Source organism: Actinoplanes campanulatus (assembly GCF_014647795.1).
GTDB classification, from domain to species: Bacteria; Actinomycetota; Actinomycetes; order Mycobacteriales; family Micromonosporaceae; genus Actinoplanes; species Actinoplanes campanulatus.
The window spans coordinates 1-22747 of the sequence record NZ_BMPW01000031.1; the positions used below are offsets into that span (position 1 = coordinate 1).

General features: G+C 69.6%; 16 protein-coding genes and 1 riboswitch. Of the genes, 11 read left to right on the forward strand and 5 right to left on the reverse strand.

The window, feature by feature from the left end; all coding sequences use genetic code 11:
- Positions 1-356: 356 nt before the first annotated feature.
- A riboswitch (ZMP/ZTP riboswitch) is annotated at positions 357-447 on the forward strand.
- Positions 448-467: 20 nt separating this feature from the next.
- Together IEZ13_RS40560 and IEZ13_RS40565 are read left to right on the forward strand one after the other, a co-directional pair.
- Entirely contained in the window at positions 468-1892 is a 1425-nt protein-coding gene (locus IEZ13_RS40560; protein WP_183227039.1) for a glycine hydroxymethyltransferase, read from the forward strand.
- Positions 1893-2180: 288 nt separating this feature from the next.
- A complete protein-coding gene (locus tag IEZ13_RS40565; RefSeq protein ID WP_183227036.1) occupies positions 2181-4349 on the forward strand; it encodes a discoidin domain-containing protein in 2169 nt (722 codons plus the stop codon).
- Here the strand turns inward: IEZ13_RS40565 and IEZ13_RS40570 are convergent.
- Positions 4336-5127, reverse strand: coding sequence for a substrate-binding domain-containing protein (locus IEZ13_RS40570; RefSeq protein ID WP_229795655.1), 792 nt, complete (start codon positions 5125-5127; stop codon positions 4336-4338). The genes IEZ13_RS40565 and IEZ13_RS40570 overlap by 14 nt on opposite strands.
- 150 nt (positions 5128-5277) lie before the next feature.
- Here IEZ13_RS40570 and IEZ13_RS40575 point away from each other — a divergent pair, with 150 nt between their 5' ends.
- The 5 genes from IEZ13_RS40575 to IEZ13_RS40595 are packed head-to-tail and all read left to right on the forward strand — an operon-like array spanning position 5278 to position 11266.
- Complete coding sequence (locus tag IEZ13_RS40575) at positions 5278-7245, forward strand: putative bifunctional diguanylate cyclase/phosphodiesterase (protein ID WP_229795658.1); 1968 nt, start codon at positions 5278-5280, stop codon at positions 7243-7245.
- On the forward strand, positions 7242-8141 hold the full coding sequence (locus IEZ13_RS40580; RefSeq protein WP_183227030.1) for an ABC transporter substrate-binding protein: 900 nt from the start codon (positions 7242-7244) through the stop codon (positions 8139-8141). The genes IEZ13_RS40575 and IEZ13_RS40580 overlap by 4 nt, the downstream gene beginning before the upstream one ends.
- A 42-nt stretch (positions 8142-8183) precedes the next feature.
- A complete protein-coding gene (locus IEZ13_RS40585; RefSeq protein ID WP_183227028.1) occupies positions 8184-8783 on the forward strand; it encodes a TetR/AcrR family transcriptional regulator in 600 nt (199 codons plus the stop codon).
- Positions 8784-8795: 12 nt separating this feature from the next.
- Complete coding sequence (locus IEZ13_RS40590) at positions 8796-9698, forward strand: ABC transporter ATP-binding protein (protein WP_183227026.1); 903 nt, start codon at positions 8796-8798, stop codon at positions 9696-9698.
- Positions 9695-11266, forward strand: a complete 1572-nt coding sequence (locus tag IEZ13_RS40595; protein ID WP_183227024.1) for an ABC transporter permease — start codon at positions 9695-9697, stop codon at positions 11264-11266. The genes IEZ13_RS40590 and IEZ13_RS40595 overlap by 4 nt, the downstream gene beginning before the upstream one ends.
- Here IEZ13_RS40595 and IEZ13_RS40600 read toward each other — a convergent pair.
- From IEZ13_RS40600 to ahcY, 3 genes are all read right to left on the reverse strand, one after another.
- Complete coding sequence (locus IEZ13_RS40600; protein ID WP_183227022.1) at positions 11263-12918, reverse strand: Na+/H+ antiporter; 1656 nt, start codon at positions 12916-12918, stop codon at positions 11263-11265. The two genes, IEZ13_RS40595 and IEZ13_RS40600, sit on opposite strands and share 4 nt — an antisense overlap.
- Positions 12919-12922: 4 nt before the next feature.
- Positions 12923-13462 (reverse strand): DUF4142 domain-containing protein, encoded by a 540-nt coding sequence (locus tag IEZ13_RS40605; protein WP_183227020.1) that lies wholly within the window; start codon positions 13460-13462, stop codon positions 12923-12925.
- Between the two features lie 64 nt (positions 13463-13526).
- The gene (gene ahcY / locus IEZ13_RS40610; RefSeq protein ID WP_183227018.1) at positions 13527-14987 is read right to left on the reverse strand and encodes an adenosylhomocysteinase; all 1461 of its coding nucleotides are present in this window, start codon (positions 14985-14987) and stop codon (positions 13527-13529) included.
- A gap of 297 nt (positions 14988-15284) precedes the next feature.
- Between ahcY and IEZ13_RS40615 the strand changes: the two genes are divergently transcribed.
- The 3 genes from IEZ13_RS40615 (at position 15285) to IEZ13_RS40625 (ending at position 18981) form a co-directional block, all read left to right on the forward strand.
- Positions 15285-17249 carry a glycosyl hydrolase family 28-related protein gene (locus tag IEZ13_RS40615; protein WP_229795660.1) on the forward strand — a complete coding sequence of 655 codons (1965 nt, stop codon included), beginning with the start codon at positions 15285-15287 and terminating at the stop codon, positions 17247-17249.
- 130 nt (positions 17250-17379) lie between these two features.
- Positions 17380-18279: an NAD-dependent epimerase/dehydratase family protein gene (locus tag IEZ13_RS40620; RefSeq protein ID WP_183227014.1), complete on the forward strand. Its 900-nt coding sequence runs from the start codon at positions 17380-17382 to the stop codon at positions 18277-18279.
- Positions 18280-18336: 57 nt separating this feature from the next.
- A complete protein-coding gene (locus tag IEZ13_RS40625; protein WP_183227012.1) occupies positions 18337-18981 on the forward strand; it encodes a response regulator transcription factor in 645 nt (214 codons plus the stop codon).
- Position 18982: 1 nt separating this feature from the next.
- Here IEZ13_RS40625 and IEZ13_RS40630 read toward each other — a convergent pair whose 3' ends face one another.
- On the reverse strand, positions 18983-20473 hold the full coding sequence (locus IEZ13_RS40630; protein WP_183227010.1) for an MFS transporter: 1491 nt from the start codon (positions 20471-20473) through the stop codon (positions 18983-18985).
- 167 nt (positions 20474-20640) lie between these two features.
- Between IEZ13_RS40630 and IEZ13_RS40635 the strand changes: the two genes are divergently transcribed.
- Positions 20641-22728 carry an Ig-like domain repeat protein gene (locus IEZ13_RS40635; RefSeq protein ID WP_183227008.1) on the forward strand — a complete coding sequence of 696 codons (2088 nt, stop codon included), beginning with the start codon at positions 20641-20643 and terminating at the stop codon, positions 22726-22728.
- Positions 22729-22747 lie beyond the last annotated feature (19 nt).

A 22747-nucleotide genomic window follows, 5' to 3' on the forward strand; every position in this document is an offset into this window, starting at 1 on the left:
AGGGTGTGGGAGAGTAGGACGCCGCCGGACTCAACGTGATAGAAAGGCCCACCCCATCCGGGGTGGGCCTTTCTTTTTGCCCGAAATCAGCGCCGTTACTTTTTCGTGATCTGAATCGGCGAACCAAATCGCCCCCGCCGGCATCGGACTCGGTGACAGCAGCCGGAAGGACAGCCGCTGCCGCTGGTGTCTTGTCGTCACGGGGGCGATCAAGAGTTCGGCGGCAGCGGCGACAGCCGAGGGCCGTAGCCGAGGGCCGTGCTCCGGGCGTACCGGAAGAGGGTTTGAGGCCGCGGCAAAGTGGTGTGGGTGACCTGCGATGGGCGTGCCCGTGGAAAGCGGCGCCGGTATGCTGGCGGGCAGGCCGTGACTGGCGCGTTCGGATGGTTGACCATCGGGGAGCGGCCTCGTCGAGATGACGACTTGCCGTGCGCCTGGGCCTCTTCGCTTCGTGATAGGGAGGTCCCATGCCTGAGTTGAACGCCGAATCCACCGCCTTCCGCGCCGCCCTCGAGGTGGTCCGGTCCGTGGAGCCGCGGATCGCCGACGCGATCGCGCAGGAGCTGACCGACCAGCGTGAGTCGCTGAAGCTGATCGCGAGTGAGAACTACGCTTCCCCGGCTGTTCTGCTGGCCATGGGTAACTGGCTCTCCGACAAGTATGCGGAGGGCACGATCGGCCGTCGTTTCTACGCCGGCTGCCAGAACGTCGACGCCGTCGAGTCGATCGCCGTCGAGCACGCCAAGGCCCTGTTCGGCGCGCCGTACGCCTACGTTCAGCCGCACTCCGGCATCGACGCGAACCTGGTCGCCTACTGGGCGATCCTGGCCGACCGGGTCGAGGTGCCGTACCTGAAGAAGTTCGAGAAGCGGCAGATCAACGACCTGACCGACGCCGAGTGGGCCGAGCTGCGGCAGGCGTTCGGCAACCAGCGGCTGCTCGGCATGTCGCTGGACGCCGGTGGCCACCTCACCCACGGGTTCCGGCCGAACATCTCCGGCAAGATGTTCGACCAGCGCAGCTACGGCGTGGACATGGCGACCGGCCAGATCGACTACGCGGCGCTGCGGGAGACGGCCCGGGAGTTCAAGCCCGCCGTGATCGTCGGCGGCTACTCGGCGTACCCCCGGAAGGTCAACTTCGCGACGCTGCGCGAGATCGCCGATGAGGTGGGTGCCACCTTCATGGTGGACATGGCGCACTTCGCCGGCCTGGTCGCGGGTGGCGTGTTCACCGGCGACTTCAACCCGATCCCGCACGCGCACATCGTCACCACCACCACGCACAAGAGCCTGCGCGGCCCGCGCGGTGGCGCGGTGTTCTGCCAGCCGGAGCTGTCCGCCCAGGTGGACCGCGGCTGCCCGATGGTGCTGGGTGGCCCGCTGCCGCACGTGATGGCGGCGAAGGCGATCGCGTTCGCGGAGGCCCGCCGGCCGGAGTTCGCGACCTACGCGCAGCAGATCGTCACGAACAGCCAGGCGCTCGCCGAGGGTCTGCTGAAGCGGGGTGTGCGGTTGGTCTCCGGCGGCACTGACAACCACCTGGTGCTGATCGACGTGCACCCGTTCGGCATCACCGGCCGCCAGGCCGAGCAGGCGCTGCTGGACAGCGGCATCGTCACCAACCGCAACGCGATCCCGCAGGACCCGAACGGCGCCTGGTACACCTCGGGCATCCGGATCGGCACGCCGGCGCTGACGAGCCGCGGCCTGGGCGTCGCGGAGATGGACCAGATCGCCGAGCTGATCCACAACGTGCTGTCGGCGACCACGCCGGCCGAGGGGTCGAAGGCGAAGTTCAACCTGGACCCGGCCCTGGCCGACCGGATCAGCAAGCAGGCCACCGAGCTGCTGGCGCCGTTCCCGCTCTACCCGTCGGTCGACCTCGGCTGAGCTCGTCCTCTTCGGAGCCCTTCACCCCGCCGGGTGGAGGGCTCCGTCGTTTATGCGCTGAGAACCCCAGATGTGAGTTGTGACGAACGCTAGCGGAACCGGTTCCGGAATCCCTGTTATTGACGGGCCCGAATCGCCCCGGCCAGCGAGAACGCGCGATGAGCTGGGAAAACCCGCGCCGGTTCCGGAACCGAGCCGAAGTCTGGATTGTGAACCGGAGAACTCTTAGCGTCAGGTGCTGGGTGAGCGCTCTCCCATGATCATTACTCCTCCGTCCTAGGAGATGCCATGTCCGTTCCCAGACGCTCCCCCTGGCGGCGCGGTGCCGCCGGTGGCCTGGTGGCCGTGCTGGTCGCCGGGCTGACCACGATCACCGGCAGCAGCGCGGCCGCCGCCGAGGTCCTGCTCTCGCAAGGAAAGCCGGCCACCGCCTCGTCCACCGAGGCGCCGGGCGCCTACCTCGCCGCCGAGGCGGTCGACGGCAACACCGGCACCCGCTGGTCGTCGGCCTTCACCGATCCCCAATGGCTCCAGGTCGACCTGGGCACCTCCCAGGCGATCACCCGGGTCGAACTGAACTGGGAGACCGCGGCCGCCAAGGCGTACCAGATCCAGGTCTCCGACAACGCGTCCAGCTGGACCACGGTCTACTCGACGACCACCTCGACCGGCGGCAACCAGTCGGTGGCGGTCACCGGCACCGGCCGGTACGTGCGGATGTACGGCACGCAGCGGACCACCACCTACGGCTACTCGCTGTGGGAGTTCAAGGTCTTCGGCGAGACCGGCGGGCCGACCGTCCCGGGTGGCGGCAGCCTCGGCGCCAACGTGGTCGTCTTCGACCCGTCGATGTCGTCGGCCACCATCCAGGCCCGCGCCGACGAGATCTTCCGTCAGCAGGAGTCGGCCCAATTCGGCACCGGCCGGTACGTGCTGGCGTTCAAGCCGGGCACCTACAACAACCTCAACATCCAGGTCGGCTTCTACACCTCGGTGGTCGGCCTCGGGCAGAACCCGCAGGACGTCCGGATCAACGGGGACATCACCGTGGACGCCGGCTGGTTCCAGGGCAACGCCACCCAGAACTTCTGGCGTTCCACCGAGAACCTGTCGGTCTACCCGGTGAACGGGGCGAACCGCTGGGCCGTGTCGCAGGCGGCGCCGTTCCGCCGGATGGACGTGCACGGTGACCTGAACCTGGCGCCCAACGGCTACGGCTGGGCCTCCGGTGGCTACATCGCCGACTCCCGGATCAGCGGTTCCGAGGGCCAGTACTCGCAGCAGCAGTGGTTCACCCGGAACAGCCAGATCGCGTCGAACACCAACGCGGTCTGGAACCAGATGTTCCTGGGTGTGCAGGGCGCCCCGTCGGGCGCCGCCTACCCGAACCCGCCCTACACCACGATCGCGGCCACGCCGGTCATCCGGGAGAAGCCGTACCTCTACCAGAGCGGCGGAGACTACGCGGTTTTCGTGCCCAGCCTGCGGACCAACTCGAGCGGTGTCAGCTGGGCGAACGGCAACACACCGGGTGCCGGCATCCCGCTGAGCCAGTTCTACGTGGCCAAGCCGGGTGACACCGCGGCGCGGATCAACCAGGCGCTCGCGCAGGGCCTGAACCTGATCTTCCAGCCGGGCATCTACCAGATCGACCAGACCATCAACGTGACCCGGGCGAACACCGTCGTCCTCGGCCTCGGCTACGCCACCATCATCCCGGTGAACGGCGTGACCCCGATGCAGGTCGCCGATGTGGACGGTGTGAAGATCGCCGGCATCCTGTTCGACGCGGGCACCACCAACTCGGCGAACCTGCTGGTGATGGGCCCGAACGGATCGTCGGCCAACCACGCCGCCAACCCGTCGACCGTGCAGGACGTGTTCTTCCGGATCGGCGGCTACATCGCCGGCAAGGCCACCAACAGCCTGCTGGTGAACAGCAACAACGTGATCGTCGACCACATCTGGGCCTGGCGGGCCGACCACGGCAACGCCGGGACGTACGGGTGGAACGTCGCGACCGGTGACAGCGGCCTGATCGTCAACGGCCAGGACGTCATCGGGTACGGGCTCTTCGTCGAGCACTACCAGAAGTACGAGGTGATCTGGAACGGCAACGGCGGCCGGACCTATTTCCTCCAGAACGAGATGCCGTACGACCCGCCGACTCAGGCCGCCTGGCGGACCGGGGCCAACGGGTACGCCGCGTACAAGGTGGCCGACTCGGTGACCACGCACGAGGCGTGGGGCATGGGCAGCTACTGCTACTTCAACGTGAACCCGTCGATCCACGCGGACCGCGGGTTCGAGGTGCCGGTCAGGTCCGGTGTGAGGCTGCACAACCTGCTGACCGTGTCACTGGGCGGCAACGGGGTCATCGACCACGTCGTCAACACCACCGGTGGACCGGCTCAGGGGACGGCGACGGTCCCGTCGTACGTCGTCAACTTCCCGTAGGGATCTCACCGCTGCCGCGCGGGACGAGGGTGGTCGGCACCCGGATCTCGCGCGGCGGCCCCTCGTGGCCGTCGATGCGCTCGAAGAGCGTGCCGACGGCCACCCGGCCCATCCGGGCCGCGTCCTGGGCGACCACGGTGACCGCCGGCTCGAGCAGGTCGGCGAGGGGGAAGTCGTCGAAGCCGACCAGCGCCACCGAACGGTGCCGGTCCGCCCGGCGCAGCGCCCGGACCGCGCCCCGCGTGATCGGGTCGTGCCCGGCGAACAGCGCGGTCGGCGCGTCCGGGCGGCGCAGCAGGGCCAGCGTGGCGCGTTCCGCGGTGCTCTCGCCGTCCAGGTCGTGCACCACCGGACCGGGCCGGTCGCCGAGCGCCTGGCGGTAGCCCCGGAAACGGTCCCGTGCGGTCGGGGAGTCCTGGTGACCGCCGAGGTAGGCGATCCGGCGGTGGCCCCGGGCGGTCAGGTGCCGGACCGCCGCGGCGGCGCCCGCCACGTTGGTGGAGACCACGGCGTCGGTCTCGAAGCCGGTCGGCGGGCGGTCCACGCAGACGATCGGCGTGCCGGCGAAACGGGCCAGGTACGACTGATCGGCACCGGACGGCACCACGATGAGACCGTCGGCCCGGCAGTGCTGGAGGACGTGGGCCAGTTCCCCGGCCGGGCCGCCGGCGAGCACTCGCGCGCCGCGGGTCCGGGCCTCCTCCTCGACGGCCCGGTGCAGGACGCCGGAGAACGGATCCGCCAGGTCTTCCAGCAGCACCCCGATGGTTCTGTGCACGCTCGGTCCAATCACTCGGCGATGTTCCCGGCACTCATTGTGTCGTTCTTCGATGTCTGGCGGCCGCCACGCCGAATCCTCAACCCCGACCTCTCCGGGTCGATCAAGTGGCACATGTGGTTCCCGCGGGTCCGTCGCCGCCTTCCGCGAGTGCGGAGCAGTTCCCGGCTGTTCGCCACCTACGCGGCGGCCAGTCTCCTGCCCGTGGTCGCCCTGGGTGCTCTCCTGCTCCAGGACTATCGCGGGGACGCGGCCGCACAGGGCCGCGAGCAGGGGCTGGCCCAGGCCGAGGTGATCGCCCGGATGGTGATCGCGCCCGTCCTGAACAGCGGTGGCTCGTCCACCCTGGGCGACGCCGACCTGAGCCGGCGGGGACTCACCGCCGAGCAGTTCGAGCGGATGCGTGAGGCCACCCAGATCGCCGTGTACGACGGCTCGGTCCAGCACCTGCGGGTACGCGGGTTCACCGGCCGGGTGATCTTCTCCGACGACGGCTCGACCGGCAGTGGCGTCCCGGTCTCGGACCCCGACTTCCGGTCCGCCGCCTCCGGTCACCCCCAGGCCCGGGTGGTCACCGGGCGGACCCGGACCATCCGGGTGATGCGGCCGCTGTTCCTCAACACCGGGCAGTCGGTCGGGGTGCTCGAGGTGTACCTGCCGTACCAGCGGATCGACGACCGCCTCCAGGCGCAACTGGTGCACACCTCCAAGCGCATCGCCGGCGGCCTCGTGGCCCTCTACCTGGTGCTCGGGCTGCTCGCCTGGTGGACCACCCGGTCGCTGAGCCGGTACGCCGCCGATCAGCGGCACAACGCGCTTCACGACGCGCTGACCGGTCTGCCCAACCTGGCGGCGTTCCGTACCTGGGCGGAGGCCGGGCTGGCCGAGTCGCTGCGGGACGGGCAGCCGGGCGCCGTGGTGCTGGTCGACCTCAACCGGTTCAAGGAGGTCAACGACACCCTGGGCCACCACGCCGGCGACGAGTTGCTGCGGATCGTGGCCGACCGGTTCCGGGCCCGGCTCGGCGAGCGGGACATCCTGGCCCGGCTCGGTGGTGACGAGTTCGCGCTGTTCCTGCCGGGCCGTACCGGGCCCGAGGCGGTGGCGCTGCTGGCGAAGATCCGGGAGCGGCTGTCCGAGGAGATGGTGCTCGACGGTGTGCCGCTGAGCATCGAGGCGAGTTTCGGCATCGCGCTCTTCCCCGAGCACGGTGGGCGGCTGGAGGAGCTCAAGCAGCGCGCGGACATCGCGATGTACCAGGGCAAGCGCGGCACCGCCGACATCGTCGTCTACTCCGGCGACGGCATCGGCCACTCGCACCAGTGGCTCGTGGTGCAGGCCGAGCTGCGGCACGCCCTGGAACGCGGCGAACTGGTGCTGCACTACCAGCCCAAGGTCAACCTAGCCGACGGCGAGGTCCGCGCGCTGGAGGCGCTGGTCCGCTGGCAGCACCCGCAGCGAGGGCTGGTTCCGCCGGGCGACTTCCTGCCGGCCGCCGAGCACTCCGGGCTGATCGTCCCGCTCACCGAGTGGGTGCTGCGCCGTGCCCTGACCGACCAGGTGGGCTGGTCCGCGGCCGGACAGCAGTGGGCCGTCTCGGTCAACGTGTCCGCCCGCAACCTCGAGGTCCCCGGCTTCCCGGAGCTGGTGGCGAACCTGCTCGCGGAGACCGGCACGCCGGCCCGCCGGCTGGTCCTGGAGGTCACCGAGACCGCCCTGGCCGGCGACGGGGAGGCCGCCGCCCGGGTGATCGGCGAGATCGCGGCACTCGGCGTCGGCATCTCGGTCGACGACTTCGGCGCCGGATACACCAGCCTCTCGCACCTGCGGGAGGTGCCGGTCGACGAGATCAAGATCGACCGGGGATTCGTCTCGGACGTCATCGACGACCCGCGGAGCCGGGCCATCGTCCGTTCGGTGATCGAGCTGGCGCACGGGCTCGGCAGCCGGGCCACCGCCGAGGGCGTGGAGACCGCCGAGATCTACCGCTGGCTCGTCGAGGCGGGCTGCGACGAGGCGCAGGGCTACCTGATCGGGCGCCCGGTGCCGTGGCCGCAGGTGGCGCCCGAGTTCGAGGTACCGAAGACCGTCAGTGAAGCCGAGGGGGCCGTTCGATGACGCCACTGCGCCGGACCATCGCCGCCACCGGGCTCGCCCTCGTGCTGGCGGCCGGAGGTTGCACCCGGGCCGACGACACGGTGCAGGCCGGTGGGCTCGACGCGACCGGCACCGTGACGATGGACCAGCAACTGCACGACAGGCTGCCCGAGGCGGTCCGGGCCCGGGGTCTCATCCGGCTGGTCACCGACGCCAGCTACGCGCCGATGGAGTACTTCGCGGCGGACGGGCGCACCATCATCGGGTTCGACGCGGACCTGGCCGGGGCGCTCGGCGACGTGCTCGGCATCAGGGTCGAGATGGTGGTGGGCGCCTTCGACACGGCCCTGGACGAGGTGGCGGCCGGGACCTACGACGGGGTGCTCTCGTCGATGACCGACACGAAGCAGCGGCAGGCGAAGGCGGACTTCGTCGACTATCTCTCCACCGGCACGTCGATCCTGGTGCAGCGGGGCAACGTGAAGGGGATCACCGAACTCGACGACCTGTGCGGGCAGACGGTCGCCACCGAGAAGGGCACCTACCAGGAGGAGATGCTCCAGCGGATCCGCGCGAAGTGCGGCGCCGCGGGAATGTCCATTCACCGCCTGGTGACGAACGCCGACACGCTGATGGAACTGCGGACCGGGCGGGTGGCGGCGGTGTTGCAGGACTACCCGCCCGCCTCGTTCCTGGCCACCGACGAGCGGACCAGCGCCTTCTTCCAGCTCGCCTCGGACCAGCAGTACGAGACCGGGCTCTTCGGGATCGCGGTGGCCAAGGACGACACTGCCCTGCGGGACTGCCTGCGCGCCGCCCTGCAACGGCTCATCGATTCCGGCACCTACGCCGACCTGCTGGCCCGTTGGGAGCTGAGCGCCAGCGCGGTGACCGAGGCGACGGTCAACGGTGGATAGGCGACGATGGCAAGCTACACGATCGTGTAGTACGCTACACGTGTGAGTAGTGGTAGCGACCTGACCGCCCGTGCCCGGATCCGGGAAGCGGCCATCGCGCTCTTCGCCGAGCGTGGTGTCGCCAGCGCCTCGATCCGGGACATCGCGCAGGCCGCCGGTGTCTCCTCGGGCCTGCTGCGGCACCATTTCGGGTCCAAGGAGGGCCTGCGTGACGCCTGCGATGAGTGGGCGATGAGCCGGGTCGTCCAGATCCAGATGCGGTTCACCGAGCTGGGCACGTTCGGCCCGGTCGACCCCGAGTTCCTGGTGCTCCAGCGCTATCTGGTGCGGTCCCTGATGGACGGCTCGCCACGTGGCATGGCGATGTTCACCCAGGCCGTCGAGCACGGCGAGCAGTGGCTGGCCGGCACCTCGCTCCAGTCGGCGGATCCGCGTGCCTTCGCCGCGGTCCTGGGCGCCATGAAGCTGGGCATGTTCGTGATGCGCGACCAGCTCACCGCGGTCCTCGGTGAGGACGCCGGTGAGCTGCCCGGCTATCTGCGCATGATCCGGGCCTCGGTGGAGATCTTCACTCAGCCACTCCTCACGCGAGAGCAGGCCGACCAGGCACTCAAGGCACTGGATCGGCTGGTTGATTCGTGATGGAGGCGATCCATGTCCGAGGCCATCGACGCTGAGGGACTGATCAAACGGTTCGGCGCGGTCACCGCGCTGGACGGGTTGGACCTGCGGGTCCGCACCGGGGAGGTGCACGGGTTCCTCGGGCCGAACGGGGCGGGCAAGACCACCGCGATCCGGGTCCTGCTGGGGCTGATGCGGGCCGACGGCGGATCGGCACGGCTGCTCGGGGGTGATCCCTGGGCAGACGCCACCGAACTCCACCGCCGCCTGGCGTATGTGCCGGGTGACGTCACCTTCTGGCCCAACCTCACCGGCGGCGAGGTGATCGACCTGCTCGGGCGGCTGCGTGGCGGTGTCGACCGGAAGCGGCGCGACAGCCTGATCGAGCGGTTCGAGCTGGACCCGCGCAAGAAGGGCCGGGCCTACTCGAAGGGCAACCGGCAGAAGGTGGCCCTGGTCGCGGCCCTCGCCTCCGATGTGGAGCTGCTGCTCCTGGACGAGCCGACCTCCGGCCTCGACCCGCTCATGGAGGAGGCCTTCCGGGAGGTGATCCTGGAGGAGAAGCGGCGCGGCGACCGGACCGTGCTGCTGTCCAGCCACATCCTGTCCGAGGTCGAGGCGCTCTGCGACCGGCTCACCATCATCCGGGCCGGCCGCGTCGTGGAGACCGGCACCCTCGGCGACCTGCGCCACCTCACCCGGACCACGATCCGTGCCGAGCTGACCGGCCCGGTGAACGGGCTGGGCGACCTGGCCGGTGTCCACGACCTGATCACCGAAGACGGCCGGGTGGCCTTCGACGTGGACGCCGATGCCCTGGAGCCGGCCCTGAAAGCGCTGGTCGCCGCCGGGGTGCGCAGCCTGGTCAGTCAGCCGCCCTCGCTGGAGGAACTGTTCCTGCGCCACTACACGCGGGACGAGGAGACCGCGCGATGACCGGCACCCTCAGCCTGCTGCGGTTGGTGCTGCGCCGGGACCGGGTCGCCATGCCGCTCTGGGTGCTCGGGCTCGGGCTCCTGCCGTATGTCTACGTCACCGGGTTCGACACCCTCTTCGCCACCGCGCAGGAGCGGATCGACTACGCCCGGATCAGTTCGGGGAACGCCGGATTCGTCGCCCTCTACGGTCCACTGCACGGCGACAGCATCGGCGAGCTGACGGTCTGGCGTGGCGGTTTCGTACCGGTGATGATCGGCCTGGCCGCACTGCTCACGGTGATCCGGCACACCCGGGCCGACGAGGAGGCGGGCCGGACCGAGCTGATCCGGGCCACCGTGGTCGGCCGGTTCGCGCAGCTCGCCGCCGCCGTGCTCGGCACCGCCGCGGCCTGCCTCGTGATGGGCGTGCTGGTGGTGGTGACCCTGATCGGCAAGGGGCTGCCGGCCGGCGGGTCGGTGGCGCTGGGCGCGGTCTTCACGCTGAGCGGCTGGGTCTTTGCCGGGGTCGGTGCGGTCGCCGCGCAGGTGAGCGAGACCGCCCGTGGCGCCCGGACGATCGCGGTGCTGGTTCTCGGCGCGGCCTACGTGCTGCGGATGGGCGGGGACATCTCGGCGCTCGGTGACGAGCGGATGGAGTGGCTGTCCTGGCTGTCCCCGGTCGGCTGGCTGCACCGGGTGTTCCCGTTCGGGGCGGACGCCTGGGGGCCGGCGCTGCTGACCCTGGTCGTCTCCGTCGCCACGGTCGGCGCCGCGGCGTACCTCTCGACCCGGCGTGATGTGGGCGGCGCCCTGGTCGCCGGACGGCTCGGACCGGCCACCGCGGCCGCGGGCCTGAACTCGCCGGTCGCGCTCGCCTGGCGCCTGCACCGCGGCCTGCTGTTCGGCTGGACCGGCGGGTTCGCCGCCCTCGGGCTGGTCTTCGGCGGGGTCGCCGGCAGCGTGGCGGAGCTCACCGAGGACTCGGCGAACGTGAGCGAGGTGTTCAGCCGGTTCGGCGGGGCGGACGCCGTGCTCGACAACTACTTCTCCACCACCGCCGCGATCTGCGGGGTGATCGTGTCCTGCTATGCCGTGCAGGCGGCGCTGCGGATGCGTGACGAGGAGCAGACCGGGCACGCCGAGGCGGTGCTCAGCACCGCCGTGAACCGGTACGCCTGGGCCACCGGCCACCTGCTCTTCGCGCTGCTCGGCCCGGCCGCCGCACTGCTCGCCCAAGGGCTCACGGCCGGGCTGGTGCACGGCGACCCCGGGCCGGTGCTGGGCGCCTCGATCGCCCAGTTGCCCGCGGTCTGGGTGCTGGCCGGGCTGACCGTGCTGCTGGTCGGCGCGGCTCCCCGGCTGGCCCAGGCGGCCTGGGCGGCGGTCGCGGCGTGCCTGCTGGTGATGCTGGTCGGCCCGCTGCTCGAGGTGGACCAGTGGGTGCTCGACATCTCGCCGTTCACCCACGTCCCGCATCTTCCGGGCGGGGACCTCACGACCGTACCCCTGATGATGTTGATCTTGATCGCGGCCGGTCTGGGCGGCGCCGGCCTGATCGCCCTGCGCCGCCGCGACCTGCCGGTCTAGGAGCCCGAAGGGCGCTTCGGCAGGATCAGCTCCTCGTGATCCAGCTCGCGGTTGAGCATGCGCAGGTTGTCGTCGTCGAGACGGCCCGCGTCGCGCCAGCGCAGCAGCTCCTCGCGCTCGGCGTCGATCACCGCCTGCCGGACCATGAGCGCGGCCTCGTACTGCGGCGACTCCGGCACCTCGTGCGACTCGACCTGCTCCAGCAGGTCGAGTCGCCGCTGGTAGCGGTCCAGCCGGAACTGGAGCTGCGTGCGCATCGTCTCGATGGCCTCGTCCTCGACGTTGTCGTGCTGCTGCTCCTGGATGTCGTCGAGCCGGTCCAGGGCAACGATCACGGCGGCCGAGCGGGCCTCGTTGCGCAGCTTCGCCTTGTCCGTCTGGTTGGCGCGCAGGCCCAGCCAGCGCATCAGCGGCGCGAAGGTGAGACCCTGCCCGACCAGGGTGACCAGCACCACCGCGATCGCGCAGAAGCGCAGCAGTTCGCGGTCCGGGAAGCCGATCGGCAGGGTGAAGACCGCCGCCAGCGTGATGACGCCGCGGGTGCCGGCCCAGCTCAGCGCGACCACCTCCTTGCCGGTGAGCGGGGCCTCGCGCTTCTCGACGTCGGTCTCCGGCTCGTCCTGGCCGCCCAACCGGGTGTGCAGCGAGCGTGGCAGCCACTGGGTGGTGACCAGCCAGAGCGGGCGCAGCAGCAGCACCACGCCGAGCGTGATGGCCAGAGCGATCAGGATGGTGCTGGTCTCGTACTCGGCCAAGCCCCGCACCACGTGGGGCACCTGCTGGCCGATGAGCAGGAAGACCATGCCCTCCAGCAGGAAGTCGATGAGCCGCCAGACGGCGCTGACCTGGAGTCGGCTGGCGCCGGTCGTGTACCGCGGGGTGTCGTGGCCGACGATCAGGCCGGCCACCACGACGGCCAGCACGCCGGAGATCGTGACGTAGTGGTGGACGAACGAGTTCTCGCAGATCAGGTATGCCGCGAGCGGGGTGATCAGGGAGAGGGCGTTGGCGTTGAGCGGGTCGTAGCGCAGGGCCTTGAGCATGCGTACCGCGTAGGCCACGGCCACGCCGACCAGCACCCCGCCGGACGCCGAGATGACGAACTGGCCGACCGCGTTGTCGAAGTTGAAGTTGCCGTCCCGCCACGCGGCCACCGCCACGGTCAGGATGGTCAGCGCGGTCGCGTCGTTGAGCAGGCCCTCACCCTGGATCAGGGTGACCAGCTTGCCGGGCAGCCCGGCCTTGCGGCCGACGGCGAGCGCCGCGACCGGGTCCGGCGGCGCGACGGTCGCGCCCAGCGCCACGCCGGCCGCCAGGGTGGCCCCGGCCACCCAGAGCGAGAAGCCGAGGCCGATCAGGAGCGCGGTGACCAGCACCAGCACCACCGAGAGGCTGATCACCGTACGCATGTTGTGCCGGATGTCCAGCAGCGACGAATCGAGTGCCGCGTTGTAGAGCAACGGCGGCAGGATGAAGGTAAGGACGAGTTCGGGATCGAGGTCGAGGTTCGGCCCCGGCAGGTAGGCGTACAGGATGCCGATCAGGGTCAGCAGGACCGCCGCCGGGAGGCCGGTCTTCTCGGTGACCCATCGGACGGCGACGATCACGCAGACCGCGCCCAGAACGAAAAGCAGGATCCCCTCGTAACTCATTCGATCATTGTCGCGGCTGCTCCAGGGCGATTCGGTTTCGGGCCGCGGTCAAAGCGTCACGATTCTTCTCGATAGCCGGGACGGCGGTCACGACGATCTTCCGCACCATCGGGTCGGTGGTCGTCCGGAGCACGATCCGGGCGAGTTTGGCGGCCCGCTCGTACGCCGAGATCTGGGTGCTCACGAAGAGCGTGTCGAACGCCCGCCCGGACGCGGCCTGGTACTGCTCGTTGAGGGTGAGCTGTTCCGAGTTGGGCTCGGCGGGCAGCCGGACCTCCAGCGCCTCGGCGGCCGCGCGCACCTGCGCGTCGAGTTTGCGGTGGTACGCCACGAACCGTTTCCCCAGTTTGCGGACCGAACCCAACTCGCCCTTGCGGGCGGCCAGCCGCCCGGCCGTGATCTGGGCCAGGTTGCCCTGATGGGCGGCGATCAGGAACTCCGCCTCCGGGCTGACGGGACGGGCCGGGGCCGCGGTCGCGGCGGTGACCGGCAGGGCGGCCAGAACAGCGGCCGCCATTACTGTGATCAAGCGACGAATCATCATGATCACAGGATATTTGGGCAAAAAGGGGTGATCGCCGCTTCTGGCGACGATCACCCCTGGTGTATCAGTAGCGGTAGTGCTCCGGCTTGAACGGGCCCTCGACGTCCACGCCCAGGTACTCCGCCTGCTTCTTGGTGAGGGTGGTCAGCCGGACGCCGAGCGCGTCCAGGTGCAGCCGGGCCACCTTCTCGTCCAGGTGCTTCGGCAGCACGTAGACCTGCTTCTCGTACGCCCCCGGCTTGGTCCAGAGCTCGATCTGGGCCATCACCTGGTTGGTGAACGAGTTCGACATCACGAAGCTCGGGTGACCGGTCGCGTTGCCCAGGTTCATCAGGCGGCCCTCGGAGAGGACGATCACCGAGTGGCCGTCCGGGAAGCGCCACTCGTGCACCTGCGGCTTGATCTCGATCTTCTCGATGCCCGCGACCTTGGCCAGCCCGGCCATGTCGATCTCGTCGTCGAAGTGGCCGACGTTGCCGACGATCGCGTTGTGCTTCATGGCCGACAGGTGCTCGACCGTGATGATGTCGGTGCCGCCGGTGGTGGTGATGAAGATGTCGGCCTCACCCACCACGTCCTCGAGCCGGACCACCTGCATGCCGTCCATGGAGGCCTGCAGCGCGCAGATCGGGTCGATCTCGGTGACCACCACGCGGGCGCCCTGACCGCGCAGCGTCTCCGCCGAGCCCTTGCCGACGTCGCCGTAACCGCAGACCACGGCCAGCTTGCCGCCGAGCATCACGTCGGTCGCCCGGTTCAGGCCGTCGACCAGGGAGTGGCGGATGCCGTACTTGTTGTCGAACTTGCTCTTGGTGACCGCGTCGTTGACGTTGATCGCCGGGAAGAGCAGGGTGCCCTCCTTGGCGAGCTTGTAGAGCCGGGCCACACCGGTGGTGGTCTCCTCGGTGACGCCCTTGATCTCCGCGGCGATCTTGGTGAAGCGGTCCTTCGAGGAGGCCAGGCTCGCGCGCAGCGTCTCGAGGATGATCCGGTACTCGTGGACGTCGTCCTCGGTGGGTTGCGGGACGGCGCCCGCGCCCTCGAACTCGACACCCTTGTGCACCAGAAGGGTGGCGTCACCGCCGTCGTCGAGGATCATGTTCGGGCCCTGGCCGTCGCCGAAGTCGAACAGGCGCATGGTGGCCCACCAGTACTCCTCCAGCGTCTCGCCCTTCCAGGCGAACACCGGGACACCGGCTGGCGCGTCGACCGTGCCGGTCGGGCCGACCACGGTCGCTGCGGCCGCCTCGTCCTGCGTGGAGAAGATGTTGCAGGACACCCAGCGGACCTGCGCGCCCAGCTCGACCAGGGTCTCGATCAGTACGGCGGTCTGCACGGTCATGTGCAGCGAGCCGGCGATCCGGGCGCCGCGCAGCGGCTTCGAGTCACCGAACTCCTTGCGCAGCGACATCAGGCCGGGCATCTCGTGCTCGGCGAGACGGAGCTGGTGGCGGCCGGCCTCGGCGAGCGAGAGATCGGCGACCGCGAAGTCCAGGCCGTTGATGGATCGAAGTTTGTCGCTCATGAAAAGAGGGCTCCTCCCTCTCAGGAGGCGCCCTTTCGTCATCTTCACCCGCGCCGAGCGTGGCGGAGCCCGAGTCGGACATCCGTTGCAGCGCCTCTCGGCGGGGCCGTGAACCACCTTAACGCCCACCCCGCAAGATCACACCAGATGGTCAGAGTTCGGGCTGCACCGTTCACGCCTCAAACTTGCTATTCATTGCAAGAAGAGAGCAGAAACTTGAAATTCAGCGACGGGCTCTTGTGAGTTAGATCACCGGACATCTATCGTCGGCTCACCGTCTCTCCCATGGAGCCATCGATGTCCCACCATTGGTCCGCCCTTCTTCTCGGCATAGTGACCGGCGCGGCCGGTCTCGCCGCGCCGGCCGCGGCCGCTCCCACGCCCACCGCGGTCACCCGGGCCGCCCTCGATCCCGCGCTGGTCGCCGGCCGCGGCGCAAACGTTCCCTTCCTGGAGCAGGAGGCCGAGAAGGCCGCCACCAACGGCACCGTCATCGGCCCGGACCGCACCGCCTACACATTGCCCGCCGAGGCGTCCGGACGGTCCGCCGTCACCCTCGACCCGGGCGAGTGGGTGGAGTTCACCCTGCCCCGGGCCGCCAACGCGATCACCGTCCGCTACAGCATCCCGGACGCGCCGGAGGGCGGCGGGATCACCGCGCCGCTGTCGGTGACCACCCGGCACGGCACCCGCACCATGACGCTGACCTCGCAGTACTCCTGGCTCTACAACCAGTACCCGTTCACGAACGACCCTCGAGCCGACCTGCTGCACCCGGACTGGTGGATCACCGAGTGCGCCTGTGTGCCGGCCGCCATCGAGCCGAAACCGGTGATCACCAAGCCGTTCCGGCCGGCCCACTTCTACGACGAGCAGCGGCTCCTGCTCGGGCACACGGTCCGGGCCGGCGACCGGGTCCGGCTCACCGCGCGCGACGTGCCGACCACCATCGACCTGCTCGACTCCGAGCTGGCCGGCGCCCCGAAGATCGACCTCTCCGGGGTCAACGTCCTGCTCTTCGGCGCCGACCCGACCGGCCGCCGGGACTCCGCGCCCGCCATCGAGAAGGCGATCGCGTACGCCAAGCGGGCACACCGCGGGGTCTACCTGCCGCCCGGCGTCTTCCAGGTGAACCGGCACATCCTGGTCGACGACGTGACGATCACCGGGGCCGGCAACTGGTACACGATCATCAAGGGCCGTGCGGTCGCCCTCGGCGAGCCCGCTCCGGACGGCTCGGTGCACACCGGCGCCGGTTTCTACGGCCGGGACGCGGCCGACGGCGGCAGCCGCAACGTGCACCTGTCCGGGTTCGCGATCCAGGGCGACGTCCGCGAGCGGATCGACACCGACCAGGTCAACGCCATCGGCGGCGCGATGAGTGACTCCAGCGTGGACGGGCTCCACATCCAGCACACCAAGGTCGGCCTGTGGTTCGACGGCCCCATGTCGAACACCCGCATCACCAACAACGTCATCGTCGACCAGATCGCGGACGGCCTGAACTTCCACACCGGGGTGGTGAACTCGGTGGTGCGCGGCAACTTCGTCCGCAACACCGGCGACGACGCGCTGGCCATGTGGTCGGAGAAGACCGCCGACTCGGGCAACGTCTTCGACCGCAACACCGTCCAGTCGCCGACCCTGGCCAACGGCATCGCGATCTACGGCGGCCACGACACCACCGTGTCGAACAACCTGATCGCCGACCCGGTGCGCGAGGGCAGCGCCCTGCACGCCGGGACCCGGTTCGGCGCCGAGCCGTTCACCGGGCACCTGCGGTTCACCGGCAACACCACGGTGCGGGCCGGGACGTACGAGCTGAACTGGAGGATCGGTCTCGGCGCGATCTGGATGTACGCGCTGGAGGGCAGCATCGGCGCGGACGTCCAGGTGACCGGTGACCACTACCTGGACAGCACGTACAACGCGATCATGCTGGTCGCCGAGTGGGGCGTGAAGGACCTCTACTCGATCGACGGCGTGACGTTCAAGGACATCCGGGTCGACGGCACCGGCACCAGCGTGCTCAGCGCCCGTGCCGGCGGATCGGCCTCGTTCGAGAACGTGGACGCCCGCAACGTCGGGGCGGTCGGGGTGAACAACTGCGGCCGGTTCCGGTTCACGCCGGAGGGCTCCGAGTTCGCCCTCACCGACCGTGGCGGCAACGACGGTGGATGGCTGGGGCCGTACGTCCCGAATGTCATCACCTGCGACGACCGTCCGCCGGTGGTCGCTCCGCCGGCACCCTCCCGGTGGTGATCGCAACCCCTGTCGCCCGGCCGTGACGACCACAGAGTGGCGTCACGGCCGCACCGGGTAATACGGGCTGAGCAGTTGGTTTCCCGGGGGAAGGCTTGGGTAGCCTGGTCGGCGCTGCGAGGACCGGAAGATGGGAAACACGTTGAGCCGAACCCTGTTGGTCACCGGTGGCGCCGGATTCGTCGGCAGCTCCTTGATCAGGTCGCTGCTGAACGATTTCCCCGACGCCGTGGTGATCTCGCTGGACAACTACTTCACCGGAACCCCGGAGAACCACGTCCACGACCCCCGGGTCACCTACATCGACGGGTCGACCGCGGAGATCGCCAAGATCTGGGCCGACCGTGGTCTCCCGGCACCCGAGCTGGTCTTCCACCTCGGCGAGTACTCGCGTATTCCGCAGTCCTTCGACGACCACGACCTGACCTGGGACTTCAACCTCCTCGGCACCAAGGAGGTGGTCAAGTTCACGGCCGGGCACGGCGCGAAGCTGATCTACGCCGGGTCCAGCTCCAAGTTCGGCAACGACGGGGAGGACGAGAACCTCAACCCGTACGCGTGGACCAAGGCCAAGAACATCGAGTACATCAAGAACTACTCGAACTGGTTCGGCCTGGACTACGCGATCGCCTACTTCTACAACGTCTACGGCCCCGGCCAGATCACCCACGGCAAGTACGCCACGGTGATCGGCATATTCGAGCGGCAGTACCTGGCCGGCGAGCCGCTGACCGTCGTCTCCCCGGGCACCCAGACCCGCGACTTCACCCACATCGACGACATCGTCCGCGGCCTGGTGCTGGTGGCCCGCAGCGGCTCCGGTGACGGCTACCTGCTCGGCACCGGCTGCGAGTGGCCGCTGGCCAAGGTCGCCGAGATGTTCGGCACCGAGTTCACGCTGGTCGCGGAGCGGCGCGGCGAGCGGGTCCGGGGCCAGGCCGACATCACCAAGGCGACCGGCCTGGGCTGGCGCCCGGAGCAGCGGCTGGACGAGTACATCGCGGCGTTCACGGCGGCGCACCCGCGCTGAGGCGACCCGAGCCGGATCGGATGTATAGCTTGGCCCAGGAGGGGCATCCCGTGCGTCATGCAGAACGGGATCCGGGTAGCAGTCGTGGACGATCATGCCGCCTTCGTGCGCGGCCTGGAGCTGTTGCTTCCTGAGGTGAGCGGCGGCCGGGCCACAGTCGTGGCCACCGCCGGGGACGGGGCGCACGCGGCCGGCGTGGTCCGTGACGCCGTCCCCGATCTGGTTCTCGTCGACCTGCACATGCCGGCACCCGGTGGCGTCCAGGCGATCACGGCCGTCCGCGCGGCCGCTCCCCGGGCCCGGGTGTTCGCCATGTCCCGCGGCGACGATCCGGAACAGGCTCTCGACGCGCTGCGGGCCGGCGCGGCGGGCTTCCTGCCGAAGACCGGCGAGCCCGCCGAGCTGACCCAGCCACTGATGGCCGCGCTGGCGGGCTGGGCCCTGCTGCCCGCGCCGCTGCTGAGCATGCTGGTCGAGCGGAGCCGCCCGGCCGGCACGCTGCCGGCCACCGTCCAGCTCGACGACGACGACCGGCGGCTGCTCCGGCTGATCGCCACCGGCTCGTCGACCAACGAGATCGCGGGGCTGCTGCACGTCTCCGAGCGCACGGTGAAACGCCTGACCGCGGCGCTGCTGCGGAAACTGCGGGTGTCCAGCCGTACCGAGGCGGCCGCGCTGGCGGGCAGCGCCGGCCTGGTGTGAATCAGCCGGTCGCCCGGGGACGCGTGGTGACGGCGGACAGCGGCGTCGCCACATCCTCCAGCGACCTGCCCTCGGCGTCGATGCCGAGGATCGCCTCCACGATGCCGCCGACCGCCATCACCGCGGCGCCGATCAGGAAACCGATGAACAGCCGGTTCGGGTCGTCGCCCTCGCCGATCAGCGCGCCGTAGAAGACCGGCCCGATCGCGCCGAAGCACTGCGCGATGGCGAAAAAGACCGCGATGGCCTGGGCCCGGATCTCCAGCGGGAAGATCTCGCTCACCGTGAGGTACGCCGAACTGGCCCCCGCCGACGCGAAGAAGAAGATGACACTCCACGCGATCGTCTGCGTCGTCGCGTTCAGCAGGCCCTCGTTGAAGAGGACCGCGGTGATCGCCAACAGCGCGCCGGACAGCAGATAGGTACCGGAGATCATCTTCCGCCGGCCCACCGTGTCGAAGAGCCGCCCGATGGTGAGCGGGCCGATCAGGTTGCCCAGTGCGAACGCCACCAGATAGAGCGGCGCGGCCTTCTCGTCGACGCCGTAGAACTTGGTCAGCACCATCGTGTAGGTGAAGAAGATCGCGTTGTACAGGAACGACTGCGTGATCATGAGGGTCGCGCCCAGCGTCGACCGGGACGGGTAGACCTTGAACAGCACCCGCAGCAGCGACAGGTAACCGTGCGGCCGGCTGGGCCGGATGTCGATCGCCTTCGCGTCGTCCACCGGCGCCAGCGTCTGGCCGGACGCCTCGGCGGCCCGCTCGATCCGGGCGATGTTCTCCTCGGCCTCCGCCTCCCGGCCGTGCATGATCAGCCAGCGCGGGCTCTCCGGCAGGTGCCGGCGCAGACCCCAGATCGCCAGGCCGATGACCGGGCCGATCAGGAAGGCGATCCGCCACGCCCAGTTCAGCGACACGTTGTTGAGCAGGATGTACGTCCCGAGCGTGCCGATGATCGCGCCACCCCAGTAGGTGCCGTTCACCCCGATGTCGACCCGGCCCCGGTACTTGGCCGGCATCATCTCGTCGATCGCGGAGTTGATCGCGGCGTACTCGCCACCGATACCGGCTCCCGCGATGAATCTGGTGAGATACAGGAAGACCAGTGCCGCTGGGCCGTTGCCCCAGGTCAGGGCGGTGAGAGCGTTGCCGCCGAGGTAGACGGCGAGGGTCACGATGAACAGGTTCCGCCGGCCCATCGCATCGGAGAGGCGGCCGAAGAAGAGCGCGCCGAACACCTCACCCAGCAGATAGACGGTGGCGATCAACCCGACCTGGGCCGAGCTGAGGGCCAGGGTCTCCTGCTCGGCGAGGACCGGCCCGACCGCGCTGGCCACGGTGATCTCGAGCCCGTCGAGGACCCAGGCCGTACCCAGGGCGATGATGATCCTGGTGTGGAACGGCGACCAGCTGAGCCGGTCGATGCGGGCGGGGATGAGACTGCGGATGGTTCCCGATCCGGAGGCCGGGGACCCGAGATCATGCGCCATCCTCACGGATTACCCAGCCGGCTCTCAGCCACCCGCATCCATCCAAGGTCATCTGTTTCGTTGGCCACGTCGGTACGGCATCGTCCGTTCGGGTGATCAGACGAAAATGATCTTCTGTCTATGATCCTCCGGCCAGCAGTCCCGCCTCGATGGATCACGAGGTCCTCATGCGTATCTCCCGGGTCGCGATCGCGACCACGGTCCTCGCCGGCGCCACCGCGGTGGGCTTCGGTCTGGCGACCGGCACCGCCCTCGCTGACTCCGACGAGAAGCTCCCCATCACGAAGTTCGGCGACATCGCGGTCGACGCCGTGCACCAGCGCGTCTTCGTCAGCGACCCCACCTCCGGGAAGATCGTCGCGACGAACTACCAGGGACACGAGGCCACCGCGGTGACCGGGCTCGCCGGCGTCGACGGCCTCCTGCTCTCCGCCGACTCGAGCGTTCTCTACGCCGCCGTCAGCGGCGGCCACCGGATCGCCGCGATCGCGACCGACACGCTGACCGAGACGGCCAGCTACCCGGTCGGCGACACCGTGGCGATCAAGGATGTGGTCGGCCCGATCAGCGGCAAGCTCTGGTTCTCCACCATCGCCGGAAACGCCGGGTCCGGCACCATCGGCTCGGTGGACCTGGCCACCTCCGCGGTCGCGGTGCACGACGCCCGGGCCGACGGGGTCGGGCTCTACGCCATTCCCAAGATCTCCACCGGAGCCGGCGCGCCCGGCCTCATCGTGCTCACCGACATCGACACGACCAGCGGTGACAGCGTCGTCTACGACGTCTCGTCGGGCGCCGCGGACCTGAAGCTGAACGCCGAGGTATTCGGCGAGTTCACCTCGGACGTGGCGGTCTCCGGCGACGGCGCCGACCTGATCCAGGTCGGCTACAACGGCTCCCACCGGATCGCGATCTCGGACGGGACCAAGACGGCCGCCTACACCAGCCTGAACCACTTCGGTGGGGTCGACGTCGCGTCGGACGGCCGGGTCGCGCTGTCCCTCCGCTACGGGACCGACGACGTCTACGTCTTCCAGCCCGGCGCCACCACGCCCGAACGCGCCTTCAAGCTGCCGTCGGTCGCCGGCAGCTACAACCGGCCCGAGGTGGTGGGCCGCGGTCTCGCCTGGGAGCCCGGCGGATCACGGATCTTCGCGGTCGCCGAGGGCGACGGCTCGCAGAACAACTACTGGCTCTACACGCTGAACGACTCGGACCCGGTCGAGCCCGACCCGACGACCGTGTCCCCCTCGCCGTCCACCTCCACCTCCACGCCCTCGCCCGAACCCACTGGGACCAACTCGCCGGAGCGGCTCCAGCCGACCATCTGGCTGACCGCGCCGGCCACCGCCACCCGGGGCCAGGCGCTGACCATCACCGGCGCGATCAACGCGAACTGGCCGCTGCCCGCGGGCAAGGAGCTGGCTCTGTGGCGCCACGACGTGGAGAGCACGAGCGGTCCCTCGTTCGGCGGGCTGACGACGACCGACGCCAACGGCGAGTTCCGCTTCACGAACACGCCGGCCGCCGGTGGCGAGGTCACCTACGAGGTCGTGTTCGAGGGCGACGAGGACTACCACCCGGCGACGGCCTCGGCGGTGGTCCAGGTCTCCCGGACGACTCCCGGTCTGACCCTGGACAAGAACAAGACCGTCAACGCGTACGGGGCGACGGTCACCTTCACCGCGACACTGGGCGCCACCTACAGGAACCGGGTGGTCGAGATCTGGGCCGACCCGTACGGCTCCGACCAGGCCAACCGCCTGCTCAAGCGGGCCACGGTGAACAGCGCCGGCAAGGTCGCCGCCAGCTTCAAGCTGACCCGCAACACCACGCTGACCGCCCGGTTCACCGGTGACGCCCGGTACGCCCCGCGGACCGTCACCTCGGTCGCCTACACGAAGGTCGCGGTCAACACGAATGTCACCAAGCACTTCAAGACCAAGAAGATCGGGTCGGTGTCCTACTACGTCATCCGTACGACGAAGGACCCGCACTTCGTCACCACGATGACGGCCTACCCGAACCGCTTCCACCGGATCGTCATCCAGCGTTACAAGAACGGCAAGTGGACGGCGTTCGAGAGCGCCACCATCGGGCTGAACCAGTACGGCGTGTCGGAAGCCTGGATCACCGGCTACTACCCGGCCGGTATGCGGTTCCGGGTGCGCGCCGAGTACGGCAACAGCCCCTACAGCGACAAGATCAACGCCACCACGTACGGCACTTGGCGGTACTACACGTACGCCAAGTAATCCGCCGAGGTTGACGGCC